The organism is Bradyrhizobium sp. YR681 (assembly GCF_000282615.1).
Lineage (GTDB): Bacteria > Pseudomonadota > Alphaproteobacteria > Rhizobiales > Xanthobacteraceae > Bradyrhizobium.
This window is the reverse complement of sequence record NZ_AKIY01000209.1, coordinates 1-25,393: the sequence shown is the minus strand read 5'-3', so window position 1 is coordinate 25,393 and position 25,393 is coordinate 1. Positions and strand designations below refer to the sequence as shown.

The 25,393-nt window shown below is 64.9% G+C and carries 24 protein-coding genes; 6 read left to right on the top strand and 18 right to left on the bottom strand.

The genetic code is table 11. The annotated features are described in order from the left end of the window. The first annotated feature begins 18 nt into the window (after positions 1-18). Positions 19-270 carry a type II toxin-antitoxin system prevent-host-death family antitoxin gene (locus PMI42_RS20935; RefSeq protein WP_008137737.1) on the top strand — a complete coding sequence of 84 codons (252 nt, stop codon included), beginning with the start codon at positions 19-21 and terminating at the stop codon, positions 268-270. Continuing rightward, complete coding sequence (locus PMI42_RS20930) at positions 270-686, top strand: type II toxin-antitoxin system VapC family toxin (protein WP_008137736.1); 417 nt, start codon at positions 270-272, stop codon at positions 684-686. The genes PMI42_RS20935 and PMI42_RS20930 overlap by 1 nt, the downstream gene beginning before the upstream one ends. Before the next feature lie 4 nt (positions 687-690). Here PMI42_RS20930 and PMI42_RS20925 read toward each other — a convergent pair whose 3' ends face one another. Beyond that, positions 691-1,527, bottom strand: a complete 837-nt coding sequence (locus PMI42_RS20925) for a DeoR/GlpR family DNA-binding transcription regulator (protein WP_008137735.1) — start codon at positions 1,525-1,527, stop codon at positions 691-693. A gap of 90 nt (positions 1,528-1,617) precedes the next feature. Continuing rightward, entirely contained in the window at positions 1,618-2,304 is a 687-nt protein-coding gene (locus PMI42_RS20920; protein ID WP_008137734.1) for an HAD family hydrolase, read from the bottom strand. Between the two features lie 154 nt (positions 2,305-2,458). On the opposite strand from PMI42_RS20920, the gene PMI42_RS20915 reads away from it, so the two are divergent. Further along, the gene (locus PMI42_RS20915; protein WP_035966233.1) at positions 2,459-2,926 is read left to right on the top strand and encodes a nuclear transport factor 2 family protein; all 468 of its coding nucleotides are present in this window, start codon (positions 2,459-2,461) and stop codon (positions 2,924-2,926) included. Between the two features lie 179 nt (positions 2,927-3,105). Here the strand turns inward: PMI42_RS20915 and PMI42_RS20910 are convergent, their stop codons facing one another. The 11 genes from PMI42_RS20910 to PMI42_RS20860 all read right to left on the bottom strand — a co-directional run bounded on the left by PMI42_RS20910 (position 3,106) and on the right by PMI42_RS20860 (position 18,185). Next, the gene (locus PMI42_RS20910; RefSeq protein WP_008137732.1) at positions 3,106-3,297 is read right to left on the bottom strand and encodes a hypothetical protein; all 192 of its coding nucleotides are present in this window, start codon (positions 3,295-3,297) and stop codon (positions 3,106-3,108) included. A gap of 225 nt (positions 3,298-3,522) precedes the next feature. After that, the gene (locus tag PMI42_RS20905) at positions 3,523-3,954 is read right to left on the bottom strand and encodes an acyl-CoA thioesterase (protein WP_008137731.1); all 432 of its coding nucleotides are present in this window, start codon (positions 3,952-3,954) and stop codon (positions 3,523-3,525) included. 79 nt (positions 3,955-4,033) lie between these two features. Continuing rightward, positions 4,034-4,786 carry a fatty acid desaturase CarF family protein gene (locus PMI42_RS20900; RefSeq protein ID WP_008137730.1) on the bottom strand — a complete coding sequence of 251 codons (753 nt, stop codon included), beginning with the start codon at positions 4,784-4,786 and terminating at the stop codon, positions 4,034-4,036. 57 nt (positions 4,787-4,843) lie between these two features. Continuing rightward, entirely contained in the window at positions 4,844-6,940 is a 2,097-nt protein-coding gene (locus PMI42_RS20895) for a 3-hydroxyacyl-CoA dehydrogenase NAD-binding domain-containing protein (RefSeq protein WP_008137728.1), read from the bottom strand. 2 nt (positions 6,941-6,942) lie between these two features. Beyond that, positions 6,943-8,226: an acetyl-CoA C-acetyltransferase gene (locus tag PMI42_RS20890; protein WP_008137726.1), complete on the bottom strand. Its 1,284-nt coding sequence runs from the start codon at positions 8,224-8,226 to the stop codon at positions 6,943-6,945. Continuing rightward, entirely contained in the window at positions 8,226-10,493 is a 2,268-nt protein-coding gene (locus tag PMI42_RS20885; protein WP_008137722.1) for an acyl-CoA dehydrogenase, read from the bottom strand. The genes PMI42_RS20890 and PMI42_RS20885 overlap by 1 nt, the downstream gene beginning before the upstream one ends. A gap of 245 nt (positions 10,494-10,738) precedes the next feature. Continuing rightward, entirely contained in the window at positions 10,739-11,362 is a 624-nt protein-coding gene (locus tag PMI42_RS20880; RefSeq protein WP_008137720.1) for a flavin reductase family protein, read from the bottom strand. A gap of 141 nt (positions 11,363-11,503) precedes the next feature. Continuing rightward, positions 11,504-12,103 (bottom strand): TetR/AcrR family transcriptional regulator, encoded by a 600-nt coding sequence (locus PMI42_RS20875; protein WP_008137719.1) that lies wholly within the window; start codon positions 12,101-12,103, stop codon positions 11,504-11,506. 33 nt (positions 12,104-12,136) lie between these two features. After that, the gene (locus tag PMI42_RS20870; RefSeq protein ID WP_008137716.1) at positions 12,137-15,274 is read right to left on the bottom strand and encodes an efflux RND transporter permease subunit; all 3,138 of its coding nucleotides are present in this window, start codon (positions 15,272-15,274) and stop codon (positions 12,137-12,139) included. Between the two features lie 179 nt (positions 15,275-15,453). Further along, positions 15,454-16,560: an efflux RND transporter periplasmic adaptor subunit gene (locus PMI42_RS20865; protein WP_008137714.1), complete on the bottom strand. Its 1,107-nt coding sequence runs from the start codon at positions 16,558-16,560 to the stop codon at positions 15,454-15,456. Between the two features lie 302 nt (positions 16,561-16,862). Continuing rightward, positions 16,863-18,185, bottom strand: coding sequence for an MFS transporter (locus tag PMI42_RS20860; protein WP_008137712.1), 1,323 nt, complete (start codon positions 18,183-18,185; stop codon positions 16,863-16,865). 79 nt (positions 18,186-18,264) lie between these two features. Here PMI42_RS20860 and PMI42_RS20855 point away from each other — a divergent pair, with 79 nt between their 5' ends. Beyond that, the gene (locus PMI42_RS20855; protein ID WP_008137710.1) at positions 18,265-18,741 is read left to right on the top strand and encodes a ribosomal maturation YjgA family protein; all 477 of its coding nucleotides are present in this window, start codon (positions 18,265-18,267) and stop codon (positions 18,739-18,741) included. Here PMI42_RS20855 and PMI42_RS20850 read toward each other — a convergent pair. After that, entirely contained in the window at positions 18,707-19,711 is a 1,005-nt protein-coding gene (locus tag PMI42_RS20850; RefSeq protein WP_157195788.1) for a LacI family DNA-binding transcriptional regulator, read from the bottom strand. The two genes, PMI42_RS20855 and PMI42_RS20850, sit on opposite strands and share 35 nt — an antisense overlap. Positions 19,712-19,926: 215 nt before the next feature. On the opposite strand from PMI42_RS20850, the gene PMI42_RS20845 reads away from it, so the two are divergent. After that, the gene (locus PMI42_RS20845) at positions 19,927-20,862 is read left to right on the top strand and encodes an NAD(P)-dependent oxidoreductase (RefSeq protein ID WP_008137707.1); all 936 of its coding nucleotides are present in this window, start codon (positions 19,927-19,929) and stop codon (positions 20,860-20,862) included. Between the two features lie 3 nt (positions 20,863-20,865). On the opposite strand, the gene PMI42_RS20840 is transcribed toward PMI42_RS20845, so the two are convergent. From PMI42_RS20840 to PMI42_RS20825, 4 genes are all read right to left on the bottom strand, one after another. Then, complete coding sequence (locus tag PMI42_RS20840; RefSeq protein ID WP_008137705.1) at positions 20,866-22,029, bottom strand: winged helix-turn-helix domain-containing protein; 1,164 nt, start codon at positions 22,027-22,029, stop codon at positions 20,866-20,868. Positions 22,030-22,135: 106 nt separating this feature from the next. Next, positions 22,136-22,390: a hypothetical protein gene (locus PMI42_RS20835; protein WP_008137702.1), complete on the bottom strand. Its 255-nt coding sequence runs from the start codon at positions 22,388-22,390 to the stop codon at positions 22,136-22,138. Between the two features lie 122 nt (positions 22,391-22,512). Next, positions 22,513-22,758, bottom strand: coding sequence for a hypothetical protein (locus PMI42_RS20830; protein ID WP_008137700.1), 246 nt, complete (start codon positions 22,756-22,758; stop codon positions 22,513-22,515). Positions 22,759-23,012: 254 nt separating this feature from the next. Next, positions 23,013-24,395 (bottom strand): caspase family protein, encoded by a 1,383-nt coding sequence (locus tag PMI42_RS20825; RefSeq protein WP_008137698.1) that lies wholly within the window; start codon positions 24,393-24,395, stop codon positions 23,013-23,015. Between the two features lie 324 nt (positions 24,396-24,719). Between PMI42_RS20825 and PMI42_RS20820 the strand changes: the two genes are divergently transcribed. Beyond that, positions 24,720-25,361: an OmpA family protein gene (locus PMI42_RS20820; RefSeq protein WP_008137695.1), complete on the top strand. Its 642-nt coding sequence runs from the start codon at positions 24,720-24,722 to the stop codon at positions 25,359-25,361. The last annotated feature ends 32 nt before the right edge of the window (positions 25,362-25,393 follow it).

Here is a 25,393-nt window from a genome sequence, read left to right as displayed (position 1 = left end):
GCTGAAAAGGCACTGAGGATGGTGACCACCCTGACCAGCCGCGAATTCAACCAGGATACGAGCGGCGCCAAGAAGGCGGCCTCGGAGGGCCCCGTCTTCATTACGGATCGCGGCCGCCCGGCCCATGTCCTGCTGACGATCGAGGACTATTTGCGCCTGAGCGGCGGGCATATGAGCCTTGCCGAAGCCTTGGCACAGGCGAACGCGGACTTTGATTTCGATCCGCCTCGACTTGCCGGCGGGATCGCCAAGCCCGCCGATCTCGACTGATGTTTCTGCTGGACACCAATGTCATTTCCGAACTGAGACGGCCGGATAGGGCTGACCGCAATGTCCTCGCCTGGGCCAGCGGTGTGCCTGCGGCGCATTTTTTCATGTCCGCCATTTCGGTCCTCGAAATTGAACTTGGCGCGCGCCTGATCGAGCGCAAAGACGCGATGCAAGGCACCATCCTGCGCGCCTGGATCGACGATCACATTCTGGTCCGCTTCGAAGGGCGGATTCTGGCGATCGATACGGCGGTGGCGCAGCGTTGCGCGCAGTTGCACGTTCCCAACCCGCGGGCTGAGCGCGACGCCCTCATTGCAGCAACCGCGCTTGTTCACGGCCTGATGGTCGTTACGCGTAATGTCGGGGATTTCGAACCGACGGGCGTGACGTTGATCAACCCGTGGAGTGGTCAATAAGCCCTTAGCGCAGCCGCACCACCGGCGAGGCTTCCTGTACCTCGGCCTGCGCGTCATCGATATCGGACGCGTCCTTCGGCATCGCCGCCATCACCTCGATGCCCTTGCTGTGGCAGATGGTGGCGAGGCGCTCGGGGAGCTCCTGGTCGGTGACGAAGGTCTGGATCTGGGTGATATGGGCGATGCGCACAGGGGCACTGCGGCGGAGTTTTGTGGAATCGGCAACCAGCATGACGCTGCGGGCGTTGGCGATGATGGCCTGGGCCACCTGCACCTCGCGATAGTCGAAGTCGAGCAGCGCGCCCTCCTCGTCGATCGCGGATGCGCCGATGATGGCGTAGTCGACCTTGAACTGCCCGATCAGCTGCGTCGCGGTGGAGCCGACCACGGCGCCGTCGGCGCGCCGCACCGTGCCGCCGGCAACCACCACCTCGATGCGGGGATGGCGGTAGAGCAGCATCGCGACATTGAGGTTGTTGGTGATGACGAGAAGGTCCTCATGCGAGGTCAGCGCGCTCGCGACCTCCTCGGTCGTGGTGCCGATATTGATGAAGAGCGAGCAGCCGTTCGGGATCAGCGATGCGGCAGCAGCGCCAATCGCCTTCTTCTCGTCGGCCGCAACGAAACGCCGCGCCTCGTAGGCGAGGTTTTCGACGCCTGAGGCGATGATGGCGCCGCCGTGGATGCGCGTCAGCGATCTCCGCTCGCAGAGATCGTTGAGATCCTTGCGGATGGTCTGCGCCGAGACCTCGAATTTGCGCGCGAGCTCTTCGACCATGACACGGCCCGAAGCACGCGCGATGTTGAGGATTTCGGCTTGGCGATGGGTCAATCCGGTCACGGCGATGGCCTCAAATCAGGACGGTGCATGGTGCGGCGGTTCGCGCCATCGGTCAATGCGTGCGCCGATCACAGTTAACGGCTGGCCCCCTCACCATGCCATCGCGGCGGCGAGACGCGCGAGCAGGTCCGGATCGTCGAAGGCGCTGGCGGAGGCGACGGCACCCGCGCCGACAAGGTCAGCATGGTTGAGGCTGGTCCGGATGCCGATGGTCGGAATGCCCGCGGCGGTCGCCGACTGCACGCCGGTGCGGGAATCCTCGAACGCGATCGAGGCCGACGCGCTGGCGCCGGCGAAGCGCAACCCTTCCTGATAGGGCAGCGGATGCGGCTTGCCGTGCGCCAGTTCGTCGCCGATCACGATCGCCTTGAAACGATGCGTGATGCCGAGGCCGGAGAGCAGCAGTTCGGCGTTCAGACGCGGCGCGTTGGTTACCGCAACCATGGGGATGCCGGCGGCATCCGCACGGTCGAGCAGCGCCATCAGGCCCGGCAGCGGCTCGATCTGTCCGGCGACAAGCGTGCGGAAGACCTCTTCCTTCTCGCCGAGGATTGCCGTCCGCCGCTCCACCGTTTCGTCGGGCAGAAAGCGCTCGCCGATCGAGACATTGGCGAAACCTTGCAGCTCCTTCGAGAAGCGCGCGTGATCGAATACATGGCCGCGAGGACCAAGCACCTCGTTGAAAGCCTTCAAATGCAGCGGGTCGGTATTGGCAAGCGTACCGTCGATGTCGAACAGCAACGCCCTGCCCGTCGCATCGTCCTTGGCCTCGATCATTTCCGTACTTTCCCAAATGCACGACGCATCGATGCGCGACACGTATCAATATGCCTTCAATCGCGCAATGACGCACGTGCATGACCGCCACGTGACACTCGACAAAGCCGCGCGCGGCTGCAACACTCGCTCCAAGATCAAAAAGGAGGAAACGATGACGATCAACCGACGCGATCTGGCTCTCTCGACTCTTGCTCTCCCGGCCCTTGCCGTCTCCGCGCTCGCTCTCACCAGCCCGGCGCTGGCCGCCTCAGCGGACGAAGAGGCCGTGGCGAAGAAGGTCGAGGCCTTCCGCCTCGCCCAGATCGCGGCCGACCCCAAGGCGCTCGGCGCGCTCTGCGCCGACGAAGTGAGCTACAGCCATTCCAACGGCCGGGTCGAGGACAAGGCGACCTTCGTCACCAACGCCACCGACGGCAAGTCAAAATTCCTGTCGATCGAATACCAGGACCCGACCATCAAGGTCGTCGGCCCGGCCGCGATCGTGCGCTTCCACTGGGTCGCCGAACAGGAAATGGCGGCCGATGGGAAGAAAGTGCCGACCAACCTTCACATCCTGATGAACTGGCAGAAGCAGGGCGACGACTGGAAGCTCCTGTCGCGGGCGGCAACGAAATTGTGATGCTGCTTCTCACCCTCTTCCCTTGGGGGAGAGGGTGGCTTGCCGCAAAAGCGGCGAGACGGTGAAAAATCTCTCTGTGAGTGGATTTCTCACAGTTGAATCCGTCGAAACAACCGCTCATCCGGCGCTTCGCGCCACCTTCTCCCGCAAGGGAGAAGGGATGACCGAGTGCACGGCAACTACGCCGCTTCCTTCACATCGCCGTTAACCAGCTTGCGCGCGGCGCGCTCGGCTTCGCGGGCATTGCGGAAGAGCTGGCCTTCGAGACGATTGAATTGATGGGACGAGGCGAAGAAGCAGTAACCGCCTTGGCCGCGAACGACGATACCCGCGGTCTCTGAATTCACTTCGATGATGTAGCTGTCCGGCATGGCCCGTGGATTCCTCAAGTGCGGGCAAATAACGACGACTTTGCCCAAAGGTTCCTGAGGCAAATCGGCCGTTTCCCACCCCGAATCGACACGCAATTGAGTACGCGGGGACCTCATCCGTTTTATGACTTGTTCTTGGCGAAGACGCGACGCGTTGACCCACGCGCGCCGCGTTTGGCTTGACGTCGCACGCCTTGGCGCGACGAGGCGCAAGGTCGCGCGCGCTTACGTCGCAATCGGCGTGTCGGTGCGGCTGATCGGTTGCGGGCGGCCGTGGTCGTCGATGGAGACATAGGTGAAGTTGCCGTCGGTGACGAGGAACGGATGTTCCTCCCTGCGGCGCAGCGCCCAGGCCTCCAGATGCACGGTGATCGAGGTGCGCCCGACGCGGACGACGTTGGCATAGACCGAGACGAGATCGCCGACATAGACGGCCTTGCGAAAGTTCATCGCCTCGATCGCGACCGTCACGGTGCGCGACTTCGCGACCTTGGACGCGAACACGCCGCCGCCGACGTCCATCTGGCTGAGCAGCCAGCCGCCGAAGATATCGCCATTGGCGTTGGTGTCGGCCGGCATCGCCAGCGTGCGGATGCAGAGATCCCCGCTCGGCCCGACGTCGGACGTGGTGGCGGCGTGGACGGGCGTGTCGGACATTTGATTGATCTCCCGGACTCTCGGCTCTGGATACAAAGCCGCGCCAACTTGCGCAACATCGGCGGGAGACCAGTTCGCGCTATCTGACCGGCCGTGGCTCCCCTGCGAGGAGGCCGGTGTCGTTGAGTTTGCGGTGCCATTCCGCATCGTCGGCCCGCGGCGCGCGCCCGGTCGTAGCCGTCACGAGCCACTCCAACTTGCTCCAAAGCCCGAGCCGATCGCATGGATAATTGGCCCATCCATTGATGACGCAATAACGGACGGTATGGTCGCCATGATGACGCCAATGATGCTCGGGTGAGCAGACCAGATGAAGCCGTTGCGCCAAGCGCAGGAGCGGCGGGCGGACCGGCCAGTGCGCGAGATTGTGAAAGCTCATGCCGAACAGCATGCAGGTCGCGATCACGAACCAGACGATCATGAGCGTATAAGTCAGCGCGGAAACCGGGAACGACGCCGTGACGGCGGCCGCACTCCCGACCACCACGGCGCTCGGCGCCGCACCGAGGGACGCCTGGTCGAGGAATCCGTAGAGCAGGACGTGGCTCGGGTGGGTGTGGTGCTCACGCGTCATCGCGATACCGCGGCCAAGCATCCCTTCGTCCACCCAGGTGTCGACCACCCAATGCACCAGCCCCGAGAAAAGGTCGGCAAGGAAATAACCGACCAGGAGCGCCACGATCAGCCACGGCCAGCGCAATCCCACCGCGTCGTAACACCGGAGGAGATAGCCCCCGCAACACAGGATCACGACGGCGTCGGCCCCGCAGCACAGCCGCGTGATGATGATCTCGCGCAGGGTGGCGTGCTTGAAGAACGGGATCGTCGGCATCGGCGATACTCCATCGGGCTGCACTACCCTTGATAGCATCTTATGCCGGCACCGCCGCTATCTCAAATTGTCCCAGCCCGGATCGGGCGCGAAGCGATCGCCGAATCGCTCGGCCAGCGCGCGCATGGTGGCTACGACATTCTCCACGCCGCGCGTGCGCGCATAGTTGAGCGGGCCGCCGCGGAACGGTGCATACCCCGTGCCGAAGATCATGGCGCCATCGACCGCATCGGGATCATCGACGATGCCTTCCCGAAGCGCCGCGACACAGACGTTGGACATCGGCAGCACCAGGCGGTCGATCATCTGGTCGGTGACGCGCGGGCCGGTCTCGGGCAATGGCGCCTTCTCCGCCTTGCCGTCTTTCCAGGTGTAAAAGCCCTTGCCGGTCTTGCGGCCGAGCTCGCCCCTGGCGACCTTCTCGCGCAGCCAGGCCGGCGTCGGCGGCAACAGGTCGCCGAATTTTGTGCGCAGCATGTCTCCGACGTCGAGGCAGATGTCGAGGCCGACCTGGTCGGCCAGCTCGATCGGCCCCATCGGCATGCCGAACTGCTCGGCCGCGGCGTCGATCAGGCGCTGGTCGGTCTTCTCGTCCAGCATCACCATCGCTTCCAGCATGTAGGGCGTCAGCGCGCGGTTGACGAGGAAGCCGGGCGAGCTCTTGACGGGCAGCGGCAGGCGGTCGATCGCACCGACGAAAGCGAGCGCGTCCTTCAGCACTTGCGCATCGTTGCCGTCGTGGCTGACGATTTCGACCAGTTGCAGGCGCGACACCGGATTGAAGAAATGCAGGCCCACGAGCCGCTCCGGTCGCGCCAGCGTGGTGCGCAGGTCCTGAAGCGGAATGCTCGACGTGTTGGTCGCGAGAATCGCACCCGGCTTCATCTTCGGCTCGAGGCCGGCATAGACCTTCTGCTTCAGCTCCAGCTTTTCCGGGACCGCCTCGATGATGAGATCGGCATTGCGGACACCCTCGCCATCCATGTCAGGCATGAGGCGATCAAGCGCGTCACGCACCTCGGTGGGTTTTCGGATGATCTTGCCGTAAAGCTCGGCCGCGCGCTTCACCGCGCCCGCGATCGGCTCGGCCTTCATGTCGGCGAGCGAGACGCGCAGCCCCTGCCCGGCTACCCAAGCGGCGATGTCACCGCCCATGGCGCCGGCGCCGATGACATGAACGTGCTGGATGGTGTTGCCGCTGCCGGCCGTCTTCTTCATCTGCTCGCGCAGGAAGAACACGCGGATCAAATTCTGCGCGGTCGGCGTCACCATCAGTTTTGCGAACGAGGCCTGCTCGGCCTTCAGCATCGCGGCCTTGCCGCCGCCATGCGTCTCCCAAAGGTCGATCAGCGCGTAAGGTGCCGGATAGTGCTCGCGGGATGCGGCCTTCGCCGCCTCCGCCCGCATCCGCTTGGCCAGGAGCCCGCGCACCGGTCCGAGATTGGCCGCACGCGTGAGCAGGCCAGGCTTGGCCCGCTTCAGCCGGCCGAACAGCACGTCCTTCACGGCGCCACGGACATGGCGTTCCTGCGTCACGGTATCGACGAGGCCGAGCGATCTGGCGCGGCGCGCATCGATGGTGCGGCCGGTCAGCATTAGCGCCATCGACTGCGTGGGATTGACCAGCGCGGTGAAACGCGCAGTGCCGCCGAGACCGGGATGCAGGCCCAGCATCACCTCAGGAAAGCCGAAGCGGGCGCCGTCGATGGCAATACGCGACTGGCAGGCGAGCGCCACCTCGAGACCGCCGCCGAGGCAGAAGCCGTGGATGACGGCAACCGTCGGCAGCTTCAGCGCCTCCAGATGGTCCACCACCGCGTGCGCGGCGCGGATGCGCGTCTCGACCATTTCGGGATCGGACGCGCCGCGGAATTCGTTGACATCGGCGCCCGCGATGAAGCCGGACGGCTTTGCCGAGCGGATCACGAGGCCTGCGGGACGCTCGGTCTCGATCGCCGCGAGCACGGCGTCGAACTCCTCCATCACGTCGGACGACAGCGTGTTCGCGCTTGTCTCGGCGCGGTCGAACAGCAGCCAGGCGACACCGTCGGCATCGCGCGTCAGCTTGAAGTGCCTGTAGGGGCTGTCGGCCGCAGGCTTGGGCCCGAGCTCCAGCACGCGGTCGCCGAGCGCGGTCATGATCTTCGACTCCATGATCACACCGCCTCGATCAGCATGGCGCCGCCGAGCCCGCCGCCGATGCACTCGGTGGCAATTCCGCGCCTTGTGCCGAGCCGCTTCATCGCGTTGACGAGATGCAGCACGATGCGGTTGCCGGAGGTGCCGACGGGATGGCCGAGCGAGATGGCGCCGCCGTCGACATTGAGCTTGTCGCGGTCGATCTCGCCGGCCGCGCCGTCGAGGCCAAGAATCTCGCGGCAGAATTTGTCATCGTTCCAGGCGGCGAGACAGCCGAGCACCTGGGTCGCGAACGCCTCGTTCAGTTCCCAGGTCTCGACGTCCTGAACCGTGAGGCCGTTGCGCTGAAGCAGCGGGGTTGCCGACATCACGGGACCGAGGCCCATGATGCTGGGATCGAGCGCGGCCCAATTGCTGTCGACGATCGCGGCCTTCGGCGACAGCTTGTGCTTTGCCACAGCCGCGTCGGAAGCGAGGATCACCCAGGAGGCGCCGTCGGTGATCTGCGAGGAATTGCCGGCGGTGACCTGGCCCCAGGGACGCTCGAACACCGGCCGCAGCTTTGCCAGCGTCTCGGCTGAGGAGTCCGGGCGCACGCCGTCGTCATGGCCGAAGAATTTGCCGTCGCGGGAGAAGGCGGTCTCGACCTCGCCCTTGAGAAAGCCTTCGGCCTGCGCGTGCGCGAGGCGGCGATGGCTCTCGGCGGCGTAGGCGTCCGACTGCGCGCGGGTGATGCCGAAGAGATGACCGACGACTTCGGCGGTCTGGCCCATGTTCAGGTCGGTGATGGGATCGGTCAATCCCCGCTCCAGGCCGATGATCGGCTTGAGATCGCGCGGGCGCAGCTTGAACGCGGCGGCAAGCTTGGCGGCCACGCCCTTTGCGGTGGCAAGGCCGGCGAACCATCGTACCCCGGAATTCGGCCAGACCAGCGGCGCGTGGCTCAGCGCCTCGGTGCCGCCGGCGAGGATCATGTCGGCATGGCCTTCGCGGATGTAGCGGTAGGCGGTGTCGATCGACTGCATCCCGGAGCCGCAATTGATCTGCACGGTGAAGGCGACCATGTCCTCGCCCATGCCGAGCCGAAGGGCTGCGACGCGCGCCGGGTTCATCTCGTCAGCGATGACGTTGACGCAGCCGAGGATGACCTGGTCGAAGTCATCAGGCGCAAACGGCTGGCGCGCCAGCAGCGGCCGGCCGCATTGCACGGCGAGATCGACCGGCGTGAACGGCCCCGGCCCCGAGCGCGCCTTCAAGAACGGCGTCCGGCTGCCGTCGACGATGAAAACCGGTCGTGCCATCAGCTCGCCGCCCTCTGTTCACCGAGTTCCTGGAAGAACTGATGCACATCTCCGGTTTTCTTGTAAATCGGCGACAGCGCCTCCGGCGCGAAATCGTCGACCTCGATCACTTTGGTGACGGCCTCGTGAGCGGCGGCGAGCTGCTCGCCCTCGGCCTGCGTGATCACGCCCTTGGCGACAGCGTCCTTCCAGTCGCGGATGTGCGCCGCGCGCATGCGCTTGGCGATCGCATCGGTGCTCGTGACCAGCTTGAATGCACGCTCCAGCCGGGCAAAGCCGCCGTCGTCATCGACATGGGCGAGGTCCGGCGTGAGCCGTTCGCGTGCCGCAGATGGCTCCAGCACGAGGCTCGCGCATCGGTGCACGATTCGGTCGGACGGGCCGAGCACGCGCGCGCCGAACGGCTGCACCACGAGCTTCAGGATGACGGCGACGAAGCGGTTGGGCAGATTGGCGAGAATTTCGGCAAGCCTGACCTCGATGGTTTTGAAGCCCGTCGCCATGCACCATTCCAGCGCGGCAAAATCCTCCTTCTGCCGGCCCTCGTCCTGCCATCGCTTCAGCGCGGCCGACAGCAGATAGAGCTCGGAGAGAATGTCGCCGAAGCGTGCCGACAGCATCTCCTTGCGCTTGAGCGCGCCGCCGAGCGTGAGCAGCGCCATGTCGGCGCAGAGCGCAAACGCCGCGGAGTAGCGCGAGAGCTGGCGATAGAACGGCGTCGCATCGCCCGCGTCGGGCGCAAGCGCGAAGAAGCCAAAGGTCCAGCTCCGGCCGAAGGCGCGGAGCAACGTATTGAAGCTGTGGCTGACGTGCTTCCAGAACGTCTTGTCGAAGGCAGTCAAGCCGCGCTCGCGATCGGTATCGGCAAGCGCGTTCATCTCGTCGAGCAGATAGGGATGCGCGCGAATCGCGCCCTGCCCGAACACGATGAGATTGCGGGTCAGGATGTTGGCGCCCTCCACCGTGATGCCGACGGGGACGGCGCGGTGCAGATTGCCGAGATAGTTTTGCGGGCCGTCGATCACGGCCTTGCCGCCGTGGATATCCATGGCGTCGTCGACCGCGGTGCGCATCCGCTCGGTCGCGTGCAGCTTCATGATGCCGGAGATGACGGCGGGATGGATGCCGGCATTCAGCGCCGCGCAGGTCAGCCGCCGCGCCGCGTCGAGCTGATAGGCGGTGGCGACGATGCGCGCGAGCGGCTCCTCGACGCCCTCGAATTTCGAGATGGAGATGCCGAACTGCTCGCGGATGCGGGCATAGGCGCCGGTGGTGCGCGCTGCATAGGCGGCACCGGCCGCCGACAGCGAGGGCAGCGAGATGCCGCGGCCCGCGGCGAGCGCCGTCATCAGCATCTTCCAGCCCTGCCCCAGCCGCTCCTGGCCGCCGATGACATAGTCGAGCGGAATGAAGACGTCGCGACCCCAGTTCGGGCCGTTCTGGAACACCTGCATCGAAGGCAGATGACGATGGCCGATCTTGACGCCGGGCAGGTTGGTCGGGATCAGCGCCACGCTGATGCCGAGCTCGTCCTGGCTGCCCACGAGATGATCGGGATCGTAGGCCTTGAAGGCGAGGCCGAGCAGCGTCGCGACGGGGCCGAGCGTGATGTAGCGCTTGTGCCAGTTGAGCCTGAGGCCGATGACCTCGCGACCCTCGAAATTGCCCTTGCAGATGATTCCCGTGTCCACCATCGAGGCCGCATCGGAGCCGGCTTCCGGGCTGGTGAGGCCGAAGCAGGGAATGTCGCGGCCGTCGGCCAGGCGCGGCAGCCAGCGCTCCTGCTGCTCCTTGGTGCCGAAGCGCATGAGCAGCTCGCCGGGGCCGAGCGAGTTCGGCACCATCACGGTGACGGCGGCCGCGATCGAGCGGGTCGAGATCTTGCGCACCACTTCCGAATGCGCGTAGGGCGAGAAGCCGAGGCCGCCAAATTCCTTCGGGATGATCATGCCGAAGAATTTCTCGCGCTTGACGAAAGACCAGACGTCCTGCGGCAGGTCGCGCCATTCCCAAAAGATCTTCCACTCGTCGAGCATGGCGCAGAGCTCGTCGACGGGGCCGTCGAGGAAGGCCTGCTCCTCGGCGGTCAACCTCGCCTGCGGGACCTTCAGCAGCTTGGTCCAGTCAGGATTGCCGGTGAAGAGATCGGCGTCCCACCAGACGTCGCCTGCCTCCAGCGCCTCGCGCTCGGTGTCGGACATCGCCGGCAACACGCCGCGCGCCCAGGAAAAGATCGGCCTTGTGATTTTGTCGCGGCGGAAGCTCATGGCGGACCTCATGGATCGGCGCGGATATCGGGCATTTTAGCGGAAACCGGCCGGCGGAAGGGAACTCTTCGGCGGCAAAATTGACGCGGCCGGGCGGCCGCCCCGGGGACCATAACGGTCGGGGCGCGGGGGCAGTTCCGGGAGGGGAATGAGGCTGAATGTCTCCCCACGTCATTCCGGGGCGCGCCTCTTGGCGCGAGCTGCGCCTCGCCCCGGAATGACGGCGTGGAGCGAGAGGCCCGGGCCTAATCCGGCCGTTTCATCTCGAACATGTTTTCCGGCTTGATCTCGAAATAGTCGCCCTGGCGGCCGGCGCGGACGATCGGGCGAGCGGCGGCGGTCTGGTAGACGCCGTCCTTGATCATGGCCTTGTCGATGTGGACGGCGACGACCTCACCTAACGTCAGCCAGGCATTGGCCTCCTTGCCGTCGGCACCCTTGAGGCGGACGATGTCGGACACCTTGCACTCGAAGGCAACGGGACTCTCGGCGACGCGCGGCACATTGACGAGCTTGCCGGGCACGGCGGTGAGGCCGGCGATCTCGAACTCGTCGACCTCGGGGCCGACATGCGCGGCGGTCGCGTTCATGTGCTTGGCGAGATCCATCGTGGTGAGATTCCAGACGAACTCCCTGGTCTGCTCCATGTTCGAGACCGTGTCCTTCCAGTTGGTGGAGGAGAATCCGATGATCGGCGGCACGTAGCAGAACGCGTTGAAGAAGCTGTAGGGCGCGAGGTTGACGTGGCCCTTGGCGTCACGGGAGGAGATCCAGCCGATCGGCCGCGGCGCGATGATGGCGTTGAAGGGATCGTGCTTGAGGCCGTGGCCCTTGGAGGGCTCGTAGAAGTAAAGGTCTTTGTCGGTCACGCGAGGTCTTCCCTGATCCTGGTAGCCCGGATGGAGCGAAGCGTAATCCGGATCCGCCAGCGCAACGCTGAACCATCCCGGATTGCGCTTCGCTCCATCCGGGCTACGTCGGCTCGCTTATAGGAGAAATTCCTCCGCCCGTCAGTGGCGCGGGGACAGACCGGCGATGACGAAATCGATCATCTGGTCGATGGTCGGGCCCGGCTTGGTGGCGCACTGGGCGATCATCTGGGGGTGGAAGAAGCGCATCATCGCGGTGCAGGCGCACAGCGAGGCCAGTTGCAGGTCCGGTGCCTCGAACTCTCCGGTGGCCACGCCCTGGGCGATCATCTGCCCCATCAGGGATGCGATCAGCTCCATATGCGTGACGCAGACGTCCCAGTCCTCCTCCATCGCGATCGCGACCATCTCGTGCAGCTTGTTATCGCCGACGTAGCGCTCGGTGTTCATGCGGTGGATGGTGGTGAGCAGCTCCCGGAAGCGCGGCAGCACCGGGCCGGGCCGCGCCACGATCCGCTGCGCCTCGAGCTCGACCTCGCCCATCAGGCCCCGCGCCACCGCCTGGTGGATCGCCTTCTTCGATTCGAAGAAGCGATACACGTTGGCGGGGCTCATCCTGAGCTCCTTGGCGATGTCGCCGACCGTGGTCTTCTGGTAGCCGATCTGGCGGAACAGCCGCTCGGCCACCTCGAGAATCCGATCCCGGGTGTCGCCTTCGATATGTTCCGAAATAAGGGCCATCAGTCAGGACTCGTTCGTCAGCAGTCTTCTCATTTATTCAGCCGCTTCAGCAAGCGGAATTGCGTGCTGGTCATCGCTCCCATGCTGCGGCGCGGCAGGCTGCTCGGGGGTGCCAGCCTCGTCCAGGCTCTTCCTGAACCACAGGGCATAGAGGCCCGGCAGGTACAGCAGCGTCAGGAATGTCGCCACAAACAGGCCTCCCATGATCGTGATCGCCATCGGGCCCCAGAAGGCCGAGCGCGACAGCGGGATCATGGCCAGGATCGCGGCCAGCGCCGTCAGCACCACCGGACGGGCGCGGCGGACGGTTGCTTCCACGATCGCCTCGCGGCGGGTCAGGCCATGCGAGACGTCGGTCTCGATCTGGTCGACCAGGATGACGGTGTTGCGCATGATCATGCCGGCGAGCGCGATCAGGCCGAGCAGCGCCACGAAGCCGAACGGGGCGTTGGCGACGTTGAGGCCGAACGAGGCGCCGACGATGCCGAGCGGCGCGGTCAGGAACACCAGGATCAGGCGCGAGAAGCTCTGCAGCTGGAACATCAGCAGCGTCAGCATCACCATGACCATCAGCGGGAAGAGGATGAAGATCGAGGCGTTACCCTTGGCAGACTCTTCGAACGCTCCGCCCGGCTCGATCCGATAGGCCGGCTCGAGGTTGTCCTTGATCGCCTTCAGCTTCGGCGTGATCTGACCGGTGACGTCGGGCGCCTGCACGCCGTCGACAACGTCGGAGCGCACGGTGATCGCCATGTCGCGGTTGCGCCGCCACATGATCGGCTCCTCATGCGCATACTCGATCTTGGCGATCTGCTGGAGCGGCACGGCCACGCCATTGCGCGAGGTGATGGTGAGATCGCCGACGCCGCCGAGGTCGAGGCGCTCGGACGGAACGGCACGGGCGACCACGCCGACCTTCTCGATGCCGTCGCGCACGGTGGTGACCTGCGAGCCCGAGATCAGCATCGACAATGCCTGCGAGACGTCCTGCGGGGTCAGGCCCATGGCGCGGGCGCGGTCCTGGTCGACGACGAGCTTGAGGTAAGGCGACTGCTCGTTCCAGTCGAGCTGGACGTCCTTGACGCTCTTGTTCTGCCGCATGACGTCGCGGACCTGGTAGGCGATCTCGCGCACCTTGTTGGCGTCGGGGCCGATCACGCGGAACTGGACGGGGAAGCCGACCGGCGGGCCGAAATTGAAGCGATCCACGCGCACGCGCGCTTCGCTCAGCATGCCCTCGGCAGCCGCGTTCTCGATCTTGGCCTTGATGCGCTCGCGCGCCTCGACGCCCTTGGCGACGATGACGATCTCGGCAAAGGCCTCGTTCGGAAGCTGCGGATTGAGGCCGAGCCAGAAGCGCGGCGAGCCCTGGCCGACATAGGACGTATAGGTCTCGATGTCCTTGTCGTCCTTGAGCAGCGTCTCGGCCGTCTTGACCGCCTTCTCGGTGACGTTGAAGGCGGTGCCTTCGGGCAGGCGGAGCTGGAGGAACAGCTCGGGCCGCTCCGACAGCGGGAAGAACTGCTGCTGGACATGGCCAAAGCCGACGATCGAGGCGGCAAACACGCCGACGGTGGCGGCCACAACGGTGATGCGGTGATTGACGCACCATTGCACGATCGCGCGCAGGCCGCGGTACATGCGGGTCTCATAGACGGCGTGCGGATCGTGATTGTGGTGCACCTTGATGTTGGGCAGCAGCATGACGCCGATATAGGGCGTGAAGATCACCGCCACGAACCAGGAGGCAACCAGCGCGATCGCCACGATCCAGAAGATGCTGCCGGCATATTCGCCGACCGCGGAATTGGCAAAGCCGATGGGGAGGAAGCCAGCGGCCGTGACCAGCGTTCCCGTGAGCATCGGAAACGCAGTTGATTCCCAGGCAAAGGACGCAGCCCGCATGCGGTCCCAGCCCTGCTCCATCTTCACCACCATCATCTCGACCGCGATGATGGCGTCGTCGACGAGCAGGCCGAGCGCGATGATCAGCGCGCCGAGCGTGATGCGGTGCAGGTCGAGCGACATCGTGTTCATGACGATGAAGACGATGCCGAGCACCAGCGGCACCGACAGCGCGACCACGATGCCGGTGCGCCAGCCGAGCGCCAGGAACGAGACGAACAGCACGATGACGAGCGCTTCCATGAAGGAGTGCACGAACTCGCCGACGGCATGCTCGACGACCTTGGGCTGGTCGGCGATCAGCTTGACGTCGACGCCCTGCGGCACCGCCTTCATGAACTCGGCCGTCGCCTTCTCGACCTCCTTGCCGAGGTCGAGGATGTTGGCGCCCTTGGCGGTGACGACGCCGATGCCGATCGCGGCCTTGCCTTCCTGGCGCACGATGAAGCTCGGCGGGTCGACATAGCCGTGGGTGACGGTGGCGATGTCGCCGAGGCGGAACACGCGGCCATTGCTCTCGACCGGGCTCTCGGCAACCGCCTTGGCGCCGTCGAGCGCACCGGTGACGCGCAGCGGCACGCGCTGCGACGAGGTCTCGACCGTGCCGGCCGGGGTCACGTTGTTCTGCTTGGCGAGCGAATCGAACAGCGCCTGCGGGGTGATGCCGAGGGTGGCGAGCTTGGCGTGGCTGAATTCGACGAAGATGCGCTCGTCCTGATTGCCGTAGACGTCGACCTTGGTCACGCCGGGCACCTTCAGCAGGCGCTGGCGGAAACCTTCGGACACCTTCTTGAGCTGGGCATAGTCGGCGCCGTCGCCGGTCATCATGTAGAGGATGGAATCGACGTCGGAGAACTCGTCGTTGACGACCGGTCCGAGGATCCCCGAAGGCAGCTGGCCCTGGACGTCGGCGAGCTTCTTGCGCAGCAGATAGAAGAGATAGGGCACGTCCTTCGGCGGCGTGGAGTCGCGGAAGGTGACCTGGAGCGCGGTGAAGCCGGGCTTGGAATAGGTCTGCACCTTCTCGAAATAGGGCAGCTCCTGGATCTTCTTCTCGATGGGATCGGCGACCTGCGCCTGCATCTCCTGGGCGGTCGCACCGGGCCAGAGCACGGAGACGTTGACCACCTTCACGGTGAAGAACGGGTCTTCGGCGCGACCGAGCTTCTCATAGGAGAAGAAGCCGGCGACGCCGAGTATGAGCATCAGGAACAGGACCAGCGTCGGATGGCTGACGGCCCAGGCCGAAAGGTTGAAGCGCTTCATCGCTCTCTCCGAAAGACGATCCAGTTGCAAAAACGACAGCCACTCTGTTCAAACCGTCGTCGCGAGGCAGCGAAGCAATCCAGGGGGCTGGGCAGGTTCTGGATCGCTTCGCCGCTTCAGCCCTTGCATTTGCGCTCGGGCCGAAACTCACCTCACACGACGTAACTCGTAAGAACTTGTTAGAACGACAGCGACGAGACGACCCGCACCCGCTGGCCGGGATCGAGCTTCTGCACGCCGAGGGCGACAATCTTGGCGCCCTCTTCGACACCGCTGGTGATGATGACGTCGTTGCTCTCGTAGGACTTCACCACGACCGGCTTCAGCGCCACCCCGCCATTGTCGTCGACGACGTAGAAGGAGGGCTTGCCGCCTTCGTTGAACAACGCCGACAGCGGCAGCCGCGCGACCCGCTCGGTGGCAGCGTCCGACAGCGTCAGCGTCGCGGTCATGCCGAGCGAAACCTTGTCGTCGGCCTCGGGCAGCGAGAATTTTGCGAGATAGGTGCGCGTGGCGGAATCCGCGGTGGGCGCGATCTCGCGCAGCTTGGCCGTATACTTCTTGCCCGGCTCCGACCAAAGAGTGACGCTGGCGGCGCCCGACTTGGCACGTCCGACCAGCGTCTCAGGGATCGCGACGACCGCTTCCTTCTCGGCAAAGCGGGCGACACGGATCGAGGTCTGGCCTGCGGCAACCACCTGGCCGGGCTCGATCAGCGTTGCGGTGACGACGCCACGGGCGTCGGCGTTGAGCGTCGCGTAGGAAAGGGAATTCTTGCTCAGTTCGAGCGCCCGCTCGGCGCGGTTCAGGCGCGCGCGGGCCTCGTCGGCGCTTGCACGGCTCGAATCCATCTGCGCGTCGGTGGTCCAGCCCTTGGCCTTCAGATCCTTGGCGCGCTGCTCGGCGGCGGCGGCCTGCGCCAGCACGCCGGTGGCGGCCGTCTGTTCGGCCAGGGCCTGCTCGGCCTGGAGCTTCAGGTCGATCTCATCGAGGGTGGCGAGCGGCTGGCCGATCTCGACGGTCTGACCGACCTCCACAAGACGTTTCGCAACCTTGCCGGCGACGCGAAAACCGAGATCGCTCTCGATCCGCGGCCTGATGGTGCCGACGAAGCTGCGCTCGGGGGTCTCGGCATCATAATGCGCGGTCGCGACCAGAACCGGTCGCGGCGGTTCAGCTTTTTCAGCGACGGTATCATTGCACCCGGCCAGGGCAGCTGCCATCAGGGCCAGGGATACACCTGCCAAGAGCTTGGAATAGCTCGATAAAACTGACCGGACGAACATCGAAGGACACTCCTGCCGCTGCAATGAGAGGAATGTCGACTAATCACTGATGAAAGTCAATAATCGTCAGTCATCAGAAATCTGTGATCGTTAAGGGGTGGTAAGGATGGGACGACTGCTCGTGCAAAGGTGCTGTCGCAGGGTGGTCTGAAGCTCACAGCCCGGATCAGGCACCTCAGGCGAAATACCGAAGGATGGGCAAAGGCGCGTAGTGCAGTGCCCGCCTCTCTCATTTGAGAATCACAATAGCGGTTTGGTGGGCACGCTACGCTTTGCCACCAAACGAGACCGTCTGCTCGGCTCTACCGTCCCTGTTCGACGAACTCGTGCTTGCTGTCGTGGCCGCCGACGAACACCAGAATGCCGGCGATCAGCGGCAGCACCGCGAGCACCAGAAGGCCGGTCGAGGTCTGCCCCGTCGCTTCCTTGACCCAGCCGATCAGATACGGGCCACCGAAGCCGGCGAGGTTGCCGATCGAGTTGATCAGCGCGATGGCGCCGGCCGCGGCCGTGCCGGAGAGCCACGCGGTCGGCAAGGTCCAGAACACGCCGAAGCAGCAGAACACACCGATCGCGGCCACCGTCAGCACTGCCATCGTCAGGGTGGGGTCGGTGAGATAGGAGGAGACGCCGAGCGCGACGGCGGTGAGCAGCAGCGGCGCGCCGACATGCATCACGCGCTCGCGCGTGGCATCCGAATGCCGCGCCCACAGGATCATGGCGATGGTGCCGAACAGATACGGGATCGCGGTGACGAAGCCGGTCTGCGCGTTGGTGAGGCCGAACGCTTTCACGATCTGCGGCAGCCAGAACTGCATGCCGTAGAGTGCGCCGACGAAACCGAAATAGATCAGGCTGAGCGCGATCACCTTCGGCGAGGACAGGGCTTGCCCGAGCGACAGGTGCTTCACCGCCTGCTTGGCCGCGATTTCCGAATCGAGCTTGGCCTTGAGCCAGGCCTTCTGCTCGGTCGAGAGCCAATCCGCCTTCTCCGGCCTGTCGGTGAGGTAGAACCAGGTGACGATGCCGAGCAGCACGGACGGGATGCCCTCGATGATGAACAGCCACTGCCAGCCCTTCAGGCCCATGGCGCCGTCGAGCCCGAGCAGCAGGCCCGAGACCGGCGCGCCGATCACGGTCGAGACCGGGACGGCGATGGCGAAGGCTGCGAGGAAGCGGGCGCGATACTCGGCCGGATACCAATAGGTCAGATAAAGGATGATGCCGGGGAAGAAGCCGGCTTCGGCAACGCCGAGCAGGAAGCGCAGGACGTAGAAGCTGGTGACGCCGCTGGTCAGCGCCATCAGCGCCGAGATGATGCCCCAGGTCACCATGATGCGGGCGATCCAGCGGCTGGCGCCGAACTTCTCCAGCGCCAGATTGCTCGGCACCTCGAAGATGAAATAGCCGATGAAGAAGATGCCGGCGCCCCAGGAGAAGATCAGCGGCGTGAACTTCAGCTCGGCGTTCATGGTGAGCGCGGCGAAGCCGAGATTGACCCGGTCGAGATAGGAGAAGAAGTAGGCCAGCACCAGGAACGGAATCAGGCGCCAGGAGATGGCGCGGATCGTGGATGTCTCGATGTCGCTCTTGGCGGCGCCGGCATAGGTCGTGGTCTGGCTCATGGCTTTCCCCCGGGTTATTGCTTTTGTGAGCTGATCCGGGGTTTTCAGCATCACGGACAAAGAGTCAATGGATCAAGCAATGCACGGGGCGCAGCCGGATAAACCTGTTGCGCGGTTGCGCGCATCGCTGGTCCGCGCCGCGCTCGCCCTGGTCGTGATTGCCTGCGGTCTGTCCCTGCGCTGGTACGGCTTTCCGCTCGGCCTGCCTGCTTTCGTGGTGAAGTATGGCGGATCGCTGCTGTGGGCGACGATGGTATTCCTGCTGGTCGGGGTGTCGTTGCCGCAGCTGTCACGGCCACAGATCGCAGCCGTCGCGGTGGCGATCGCGGTCTTCGTGGAGTTCTCCCGGCTCATTCACACGCCATGGCTCGATGCGTTTCGGCTCACGACCGCCGGCGCACTGCTGCTCGGACGCATCTTCTCGCTGTGGAATCTGGTGGCCTATTTCATCGGCATCGTCGTCGGCATCTGGCTTGACAGCCGCGTCGCGAAAGACCGGACCTCGCCCCGGCAGACCGCGCTCAACCCGCGACGGGCCGGCTCGAGCCGCGAATGACCAGCTCCGTCGGCACGGCGAGAGCACGGCCCCGTTCGATCTCGTCGCCGCGCATCCGCTCCAGCAGCATGGTCGCGGCGTGGCGGCCCATGGCGGCGAGATCCCACGCAATCGCCGTGATGGGCGGCGTGTGCAGCTCGGCAAGATCCGAATCGCTGCCAGCGACCACCGAGATCCCGTCGCCGACGGCAAGACCCATGGTCCGCAGCGCGCGCAGGCAGCCGCCGAGCATGTCCATCGCCGCGACGAACAGCGCCGTTGGCGGCTCCGCAAGCCCCATGAGCGACGCGGTCGCCCGATAGACGTCTTCGCTCGACAGCACATGGTCGCGCAGCAGTCGCGGATCGGGCACGATACCTGCTGCTGCATGCGCGGCACGAAATCCCTCCAGACGGCTTCGCGACGGAAACGCCTTGGTATCACCGACGAGCATCGCGATCCGGCGGTGCCCGAGGCCGATCAGATGGCTGGTCGCGAGCCGCGCGCCCTCGCGATGATCGGCGGTGACGCGATCGAGCGCCTCGACGCGATCGCGATCGATCAGCAGGACCGGCATCGGCGCCTCCGACAGCGCCGCGCGCACGCCCTGGTGCTGCTCGTCGCTCAGCGTCATCATCACGCCGTCGACCCGGCGCCTGCGGAAGGCGCCCAACAGGGCGATCTCGATTTCGGGGCGATTGGTCGTGCTGGCCAGAAGCAAGGTGTACCCGGCCTCGCGCAGGACCGCCTCGGCCTCCTTGATGAACAGTGCAAAGCGCGGGATGTCGAAATCGCGAATGGCACAGGCCACCAGCCGCGACCGTCCCGCCCGCATGCTCTGGGCCGTGACATCGACCTCGTAACCGAGATCGGCCATCGCCCGTTCGACCCGCTCGCGCAGCTCCCTGGTCACCTTGGGATGATCATTGAGCACGCGGGAGACCGTGCCGACCGCCACGCCGGCCGCCCGGGCAACGTCCTTGACCTTCACGGTTTGCGATCGGCGAGCGGGTGGCGACATGCCAGTATATGAACCGGTTCACCAGTTCGAGGCAAGGCATTGCAACGCATACTGCCAAAAAAATTAGACAGAATGCGCAACGATGACTTCTAGGAATCAAAGCCATTATGAACCGGTTCATTGACTTCGGTGTAGAATCCGGCACAATGGCCGTCAACGGTGGAATGCCGCGCGAGGAGACCTCCATGCCGCAGCCCAAGATCGCCTTCGTTGGATTTGGCGAGGCCGCGCGATGCTTCGCAAAGCATCTGGTGGCCCAGACCGGAATACAGGTCGTTGCATTCTGTCAGGGCAAGACCAACGCGCCGCCCTACTCTCAGGCCTTTCGCGCAGTGGCGGCCGATTGTGGCGCCACGCTCGTCGATCGGCTCGAGGACCTCGCGGACGCGGATGTGATCTTTTCCGCCGTGGTCGTTGCCGTCGCGGCCGAGACAGGTGAGGCGATTGCCAGGATCATCCGCCCCGGCTGCCTCGTCGTGGACATCAACGCCGCGACGCCACGAACGAAACAGCGTGTCGCCGCAGCCGTCGAGGCGCGCGGCGGCCTGTTTGCGGATGCAAACCTGATGGGCTCCGTCGACCTCTACGGCGCTGCTGTCACGCTCTACACGTCCGGCAGCGGCGCCGAGCGCTTCGCGGAGGTCTTCAAGCCGCTCGGCATGCGGATCGATGTCGCGGGCCCCGAAGCCGGAACGGCCGCAGCCGTGAAGATGCTGCGGAGCGTGGTGACAAAAGGCATGGAGGCGCTGCTGGTGGAGGCGCTGACCGCCGCAACGCTCGCGGGCGTGCGCGATGAAACCATGCGCGGGCTTTGCGCATCGATGGACGCCACCACGTTCAGCAAATTCCTGGACATGTGCGTCCGCTCCGACGTGCTCCATGCCGAACGCCGCGCAGTGGAAATGGACGGCGTCGCCGCCGGCTTGCGAGAATTGGGCTTCGATCCCCTGATGGTCACCGCCACGGCGGAGCGATTGAAAGTCTCGGCAAGGCTGGGCCTGCGGGAGGAATTTGCGCAGCTCTCGGGCTATTCGGCCGACGATGTGCTGGACCGATATGCGCATGTTGCCGCTCGAGGCGCGGGCCCGTTCGAAGCCCGGCCGCAGGCAGAGAGACGATGACGTTCATTCCGCGAGCTGAAACCGTTCAAAGCGGTCGAGTTCTTCCTCGATCACGCGCTTTAGCTCCTTGCGCCGCGCGGTTTTCTTCCCCTCCCCGACCCAGGTCCATTTCTGCATCAAGAGCTTCCTGGCCTGCCGGTCCGTCTTCAGATCGAGCGCGGCGACGATCTCGTCGCCGACCAGCACGGGCAGCGCGAAATAGCCGAGCTTGCGCTTGGCCTTCGGCACATAGGCCTCGAACAGATGGTTGTAGCCGAAGATGAGGCTGGTGCGCTTGCGCTGGATGATCAGGGGATCGAACGGCGACAGGATGTGGACGAGATCGCACGACACCTCGCCGCTCGCTCCCAGCGCAGCGGGCATGGCCCAATGCTCCTGCTTGCCGGCACCGTCGATCGCGACAGGCACGAGCTCACCGCGGCGGACGCGCGATGTGATCAGCCCCGCGACCGCTTTCTTGCTCGGTGCATCGAGATGACAGATTGAATCCAGGCTCACCACGCCCTGCGAGCGCAGCGCGCGGTCGAGCAGATAGGTCGTGATGTCCTTGCTCGAAGCCGGCTTCGGCAGCCTGTCCCAGCCGAAATGCCGCGTCATCAGCTCATAGGTCTTGAGCATGCCCTGGCGCTCGCTGACGGTCGCGACCCCGGTGTAGAAGGCGAGCTGCAACGCCCGCTTCGACGGTTTGCGGCTCTGCCAGAGGTGCTCCTTCTCAGTGAGCACGTCGTCCTCGATGTCGCGGATCGTCAGTGGCCCGGCGCGCAGCAGCCGCATCACCTTGCGCGTGTCGGCCGGCTTCACCGAGGCGTACCATCTGTGGCCCTCGCGGCGATGCTCGCGCATCGCCGGCAGGAAGAAACGGAAATCGTCCGACGGGACGTAGGACAGCGCATGGGTCCAGTATTCGAACACGCTTCTGTCGACACTCTGGGCCTGGCGAAGATCGGAGCGGCGGTAGGACGGGATGCGGCTGAACAGGATGTGGTGGTGGCAGCGCTCGATCACGTTGATGGTGTCGATCTGCACGTAGCCGAGATGGGCGACCGCGCCCGCGACGGCCTGCGCGCCCTCGCCGAACGGGCTACGCTCGTCCAGCCGCTGGGCATGCAGCCAGATCTGCCGGGCCTGTGTCGTAGTGAGGGGAAGAGGTTTTGGCGCGCGTGACATTGCAGCATGCAATGTAGCGGGATTCGCGACCGGAGAAAGAAGCCTCCTCAAGAAAAAGCCGCGCTGCCATCTGCTGCCAGCGCGGCCTTGCGACTGCGGCCGAGCCCTACTTCATCATCATGGCCTTCTGCGCCTTCATGTAATGCATGCAGCCGCTCTTCATCTTGCCATTGCTCATGTCGGTGTTGGCCATGGCCATTTCCTTGTTGGCTGCCACCTTGGCCGGCGTGTCGGCAGTGCCCATCATCATGGCCGTTGATTTCATCATGTTATCGCCGGTGCACGCCATCATCGCCGCGGATGCGGGCGACAGGGAAAGAGCGAGTGCACCAAGGGCAGCGGCGGTGAGCACAATCTTCATCGAAAAGTCTCCTCCGTAAAAAACCAAACCGGCGTCATGCCGGTATTCGTTAGTACGTTTCCCCAGAGAGAACGTTTCGTGGAGAATAAAATTTCCTTCGCTGCGGTGCGGTGGCGGAGGGATCAGCGCCCGCCCTTAGGACCCCTGGACCGATCGTCAACGCTGCCCGTGGCGATATCCGGCTCGCACGAGGCCTTGCCGCGCACCTCCGCCTGGCAGCGATAGACGCTGCCGGTGAGACGGTCGACCAGCCACATGTTCTCGTCGGTCGGCCCGTCGAGGCCGACATAGCGGGAGGTCACCCCCGTGATCAGCGTCGACAGCAGGATCGCCAGCGCGATCATCGCCGCACCGATGTAGATAGGCATCGAGCTCAGGAACACTGTCCGATCCGGTGGGCCGCTGCGGTAGAACTGGGTGTCACTCGGCCTCGGCACTGGACGAAACTCGGCTCCCCTTCATTCGCGATTGATGACCAGGCGTTCTGCTAGGCGCCTATCTGGCCGAAAACTTGTTCGCAGGCAGGCCATGCGGCGACGGCTTTGCGACGATCGGTGTGCAAGGGTTTCCAAAGCAGAAGCGGCCCGCGATCGGGCCGCCTGCACGCATCGCCATAAGCCGGTTACCGCCGGAACAGTCCGCCCATCATGTGGCCGAAGAGGCCGCCCGGCCCGCCGCCGCCACCACCACCACCGTGAGCACGTCGGCTGCCGCCGGAGGAACGGCGACGCGCGGGTGCGTCCTCGGACTCGTCGGAACCGGCCACGCGGGCAGAGACGATCTCGGACTGCATCGCCTTGTGCTGGAGCTTGTTGAGATAGCCGGTTGCGGGATAGCCGCGCGCCGCCTGCCAGCGCTTGAGTACCGTGCGGGTCTCCTCGTCGAACTTGCCCGTCGCCTTGACGTCGAAGCCGAGGCCGGTGAGGCGGCGCTGCACGTCGCGGCGCTGGTTCTTGTCCAGGCCGATCTGGTCTTCGGAGATCTGGTCGGCCGCATCCGTGAAAGTGGCGGGATCGACGCCGGCGGTGAGGTTGCGCGTCGTCGTCGAAGGGCCGTCCTGCAGCGCTGCTATACGGGCGAGGGCCAGCGATTTGAAGGTGCCGTTCGGATAGTTGGTGAGATAGGCATTGAGTTCCTCGACCTTGTTGGTGTCCTTGATCGAGCGCCAGAACTCGAGCTCGACCTCGCCGGCCTGGGCGACGGTCGCCGGCGCCGCGGCGTCCGACGCAGCTGCGGCGGCCGGGTTGAGATAGACGGTGCCGGTGAGATTCGTGTGGCCCCAGGGCAGCTGCGCCTTTTTGGTCTCGTCGTTGACCTGGGCGCGGATCTTAGTCATCGCCTGCTGGATCTCGATGCCGGGCTTGGCGATGTTGGCGAGCAGCGCGCGGGTAAACGGGCTGTTGGTGCCGGCCTCGCCGTCGAGTGCGGTCTGGCCGGGGCCGGTGGCGAAGGCGATCAGCGTGCCTTCACCGGACTTCATCTCGGCAAGGCCACTTGCGACGTTGACCGACCGTGTCGCCCTGGCCGAACGGATTTTTGCGGCGAAGGGATTGTCGCGGCAGGCATCGAGGAATACCAGCTTCACCCTGGCATCCGCCATGGTCTGCTCCAGCGTCAGATCCACGTTGATGGCAGCACCGAGCTTGACGTCCATCTCGGATTTGAGGTCGGCGTCGACGGGCAGAAGGTAATTGGTGCCGTTCACCGCGATGCCGTGGCCGGCATAAAAGAACAGCGCCACATCGGCGCCTTCGCTCTTCTTTCCGAACTCGAGCAGCTTCGCCGTCATGGCGTCACGGGTGAGGTTGCTGCCCTCGACCACGTCGAAGCCGACATTGCGCAGCACCCGCGCCATCGACCTGGCGTCGATCGCGGGGTTCGGAAGCTGCGGGACATTCTTGTAGGCGGCGTTGCCGACCACGAAGGCAACGCGCTTGTCGGCGAGCGCCGCGTGACCGCTGAAGACGAAGGCTGCGAAGGACACTGCCGCTATCAGGAAACGCATGGTCTTTCTCCCCAGATCAAGAACCACCGATGCGGCCAGTGTGATCTCCTCCACGGAAGAGAAATGTGATCTAGATCACGTTGAGATCGTGACGGATCGAACCGGCCTCAAAAAAGACGCGACGACAACTGTTCGCCTGCCGAGGCTGGCCTTCCCTGCGGAGGCCAAGCAGCCCGGTGTGGCACGCTGAAACGCCGCAAAACGCACCGGGACGAGGCCGCAAGCTCCCGTAGCCACCGTGACCGGGATCACATCGGGGCCTTTGAACCTGCCCTAGGCTCGCAGCATCAAATCGTCATCAGGCGTAACAGCGAGGATACCACAATGACCCGTTTCGATAAGTTTTTTGGACTGAAGGCGATTACTCTCACGGCCGCGCTGTCGATGACGGCCAGTCTGGCTTTCGCCGGCGACACCAACGTCTCTTCCGACAAGATCCTGGATGCGCTGAAGCCGAGGCCGGCGACGCGTGGCCTCTCCGCCGGTCCGCAGGCCGATCCGGCGGTGCAGGCCAAGGAAGCGACGTTCCTGAACACCGTGCGCAACCGCTCGACCCGGTCGCTCTCGACCGGCGAGCGCGAGCAGATCGCCGAGTTGGCTGCGACCAAGCCGAAGATCGATCTGGAGATCCAGTTCGACTACAACTCCGCCGACATCGCCAAGACGTCGGTGTCGTCGGTGCAGGCGCTCGGCAAGGCACTGTCCGACCCGGCGCTGAAGGGCTCGACCTTCGTGGTCGCCGGCCACACCGATGCGATCGGCACCGAAGAGTACAATCAGGGACTCTCCGAGCGTCGCGCCGACACCATCAAGAAGTACCTGGTTCAGAACTACGGCCTCACTGGCACCGATCTCGTCACCGTCGGCTACGGCAAGACCAAGCTGAAGGACACCGCCAACGGCGCCGACCCGATCAACCGCCGCGTCCAGGTCGTGAACATGGACACCAAGACCGCGTCGAAATGATCTGACGCCAACGCCCGCCGCATGCGGCGGGC

Excerpts from the sequence above, each read along its gene's own strand:
- PMI42_RS20935 (WP_008137737.1), top strand. The coding sequence starts at position 19 with ATGGTGACCACCCTGACCAGCCGCGAATTCAACCAGGATACGAGCGGC.
- PMI42_RS20930 (WP_008137736.1), top strand. The coding sequence starts at position 270 with ATGTTTCTGCTGGACACCAATGTCATTTCCGAACTGAGACGGCCGGAT.
- PMI42_RS20920 (WP_008137734.1), bottom strand. The coding sequence starts at position 2,304 with ATGATCGAGGCCAAGGACGATGCGACGGGCAGGGCGTTGCTGTTCGAC.
- PMI42_RS20915 (WP_035966233.1), top strand. The coding sequence starts at position 2,459 with ATGACGATCAACCGACGCGATCTGGCTCTCTCGACTCTTGCTCTCCCG.
- PMI42_RS20910 (WP_008137732.1), bottom strand. The coding sequence starts at position 3,297 with ATGCCGGACAGCTACATCATCGAAGTGAATTCAGAGACCGCGGGTATC.
- PMI42_RS20905 (WP_008137731.1), bottom strand. The coding sequence starts at position 3,954 with ATGTCCGACACGCCCGTCCACGCCGCCACCACGTCCGACGTCGGGCCG.
- PMI42_RS20900 (WP_008137730.1), bottom strand. The coding sequence starts at position 4,786 with ATGCCGACGATCCCGTTCTTCAAGCACGCCACCCTGCGCGAGATCATC.
- PMI42_RS20895 (WP_008137728.1), bottom strand. The coding sequence starts at position 6,940 with ATGGAGTCGAAGATCATGACCGCGCTCGGCGACCGCGTGCTGGAGCTC.
- PMI42_RS20890 (WP_008137726.1), bottom strand. The coding sequence starts at position 8,226 with ATGGCACGACCGGTTTTCATCGTCGACGGCAGCCGGACGCCGTTCTTG.
- PMI42_RS20885 (WP_008137722.1), bottom strand. The coding sequence starts at position 10,493 with ATGAGCTTCCGCCGCGACAAAATCACAAGGCCGATCTTTTCCTGGGCG.
- PMI42_RS20875 (WP_008137719.1), bottom strand. The coding sequence starts at position 12,103 with ATGGCCCTTATTTCGGAACATATCGAAGGCGACACCCGGGATCGGATT.
- PMI42_RS20870 (WP_008137716.1), bottom strand. The coding sequence starts at position 15,274 with ATGAAGCGCTTCAACCTTTCGGCCTGGGCCGTCAGCCATCCGACGCTG.
- PMI42_RS20865 (WP_008137714.1), bottom strand. The coding sequence starts at position 16,560 with ATGTTCGTCCGGTCAGTTTTATCGAGCTATTCCAAGCTCTTGGCAGGT.
- PMI42_RS20860 (WP_008137712.1), bottom strand. The coding sequence starts at position 18,185 with ATGAGCCAGACCACGACCTATGCCGGCGCCGCCAAGAGCGACATCGAG.
- PMI42_RS20855 (WP_008137710.1), top strand. The coding sequence starts at position 18,265 with ATGCACGGGGCGCAGCCGGATAAACCTGTTGCGCGGTTGCGCGCATCG.
- PMI42_RS20845 (WP_008137707.1), top strand. The coding sequence starts at position 19,927 with ATGCCGCAGCCCAAGATCGCCTTCGTTGGATTTGGCGAGGCCGCGCGA.
- PMI42_RS20840 (WP_008137705.1), bottom strand. The coding sequence starts at position 22,029 with ATGTCACGCGCGCCAAAACCTCTTCCCCTCACTACGACACAGGCCCGG.
- PMI42_RS20835 (WP_008137702.1), bottom strand. The coding sequence starts at position 22,390 with ATGAAGATTGTGCTCACCGCCGCTGCCCTTGGTGCACTCGCTCTTTCC.
- PMI42_RS20830 (WP_008137700.1), bottom strand. The coding sequence starts at position 22,758 with ATGCCTATCTACATCGGTGCGGCGATGATCGCGCTGGCGATCCTGCTG.
- PMI42_RS20825 (WP_008137698.1), bottom strand. The coding sequence starts at position 24,395 with ATGCGTTTCCTGATAGCGGCAGTGTCCTTCGCAGCCTTCGTCTTCAGC.
- PMI42_RS20820 (WP_008137695.1), top strand. The coding sequence starts at position 24,720 with ATGACCCGTTTCGATAAGTTTTTTGGACTGAAGGCGATTACTCTCACG.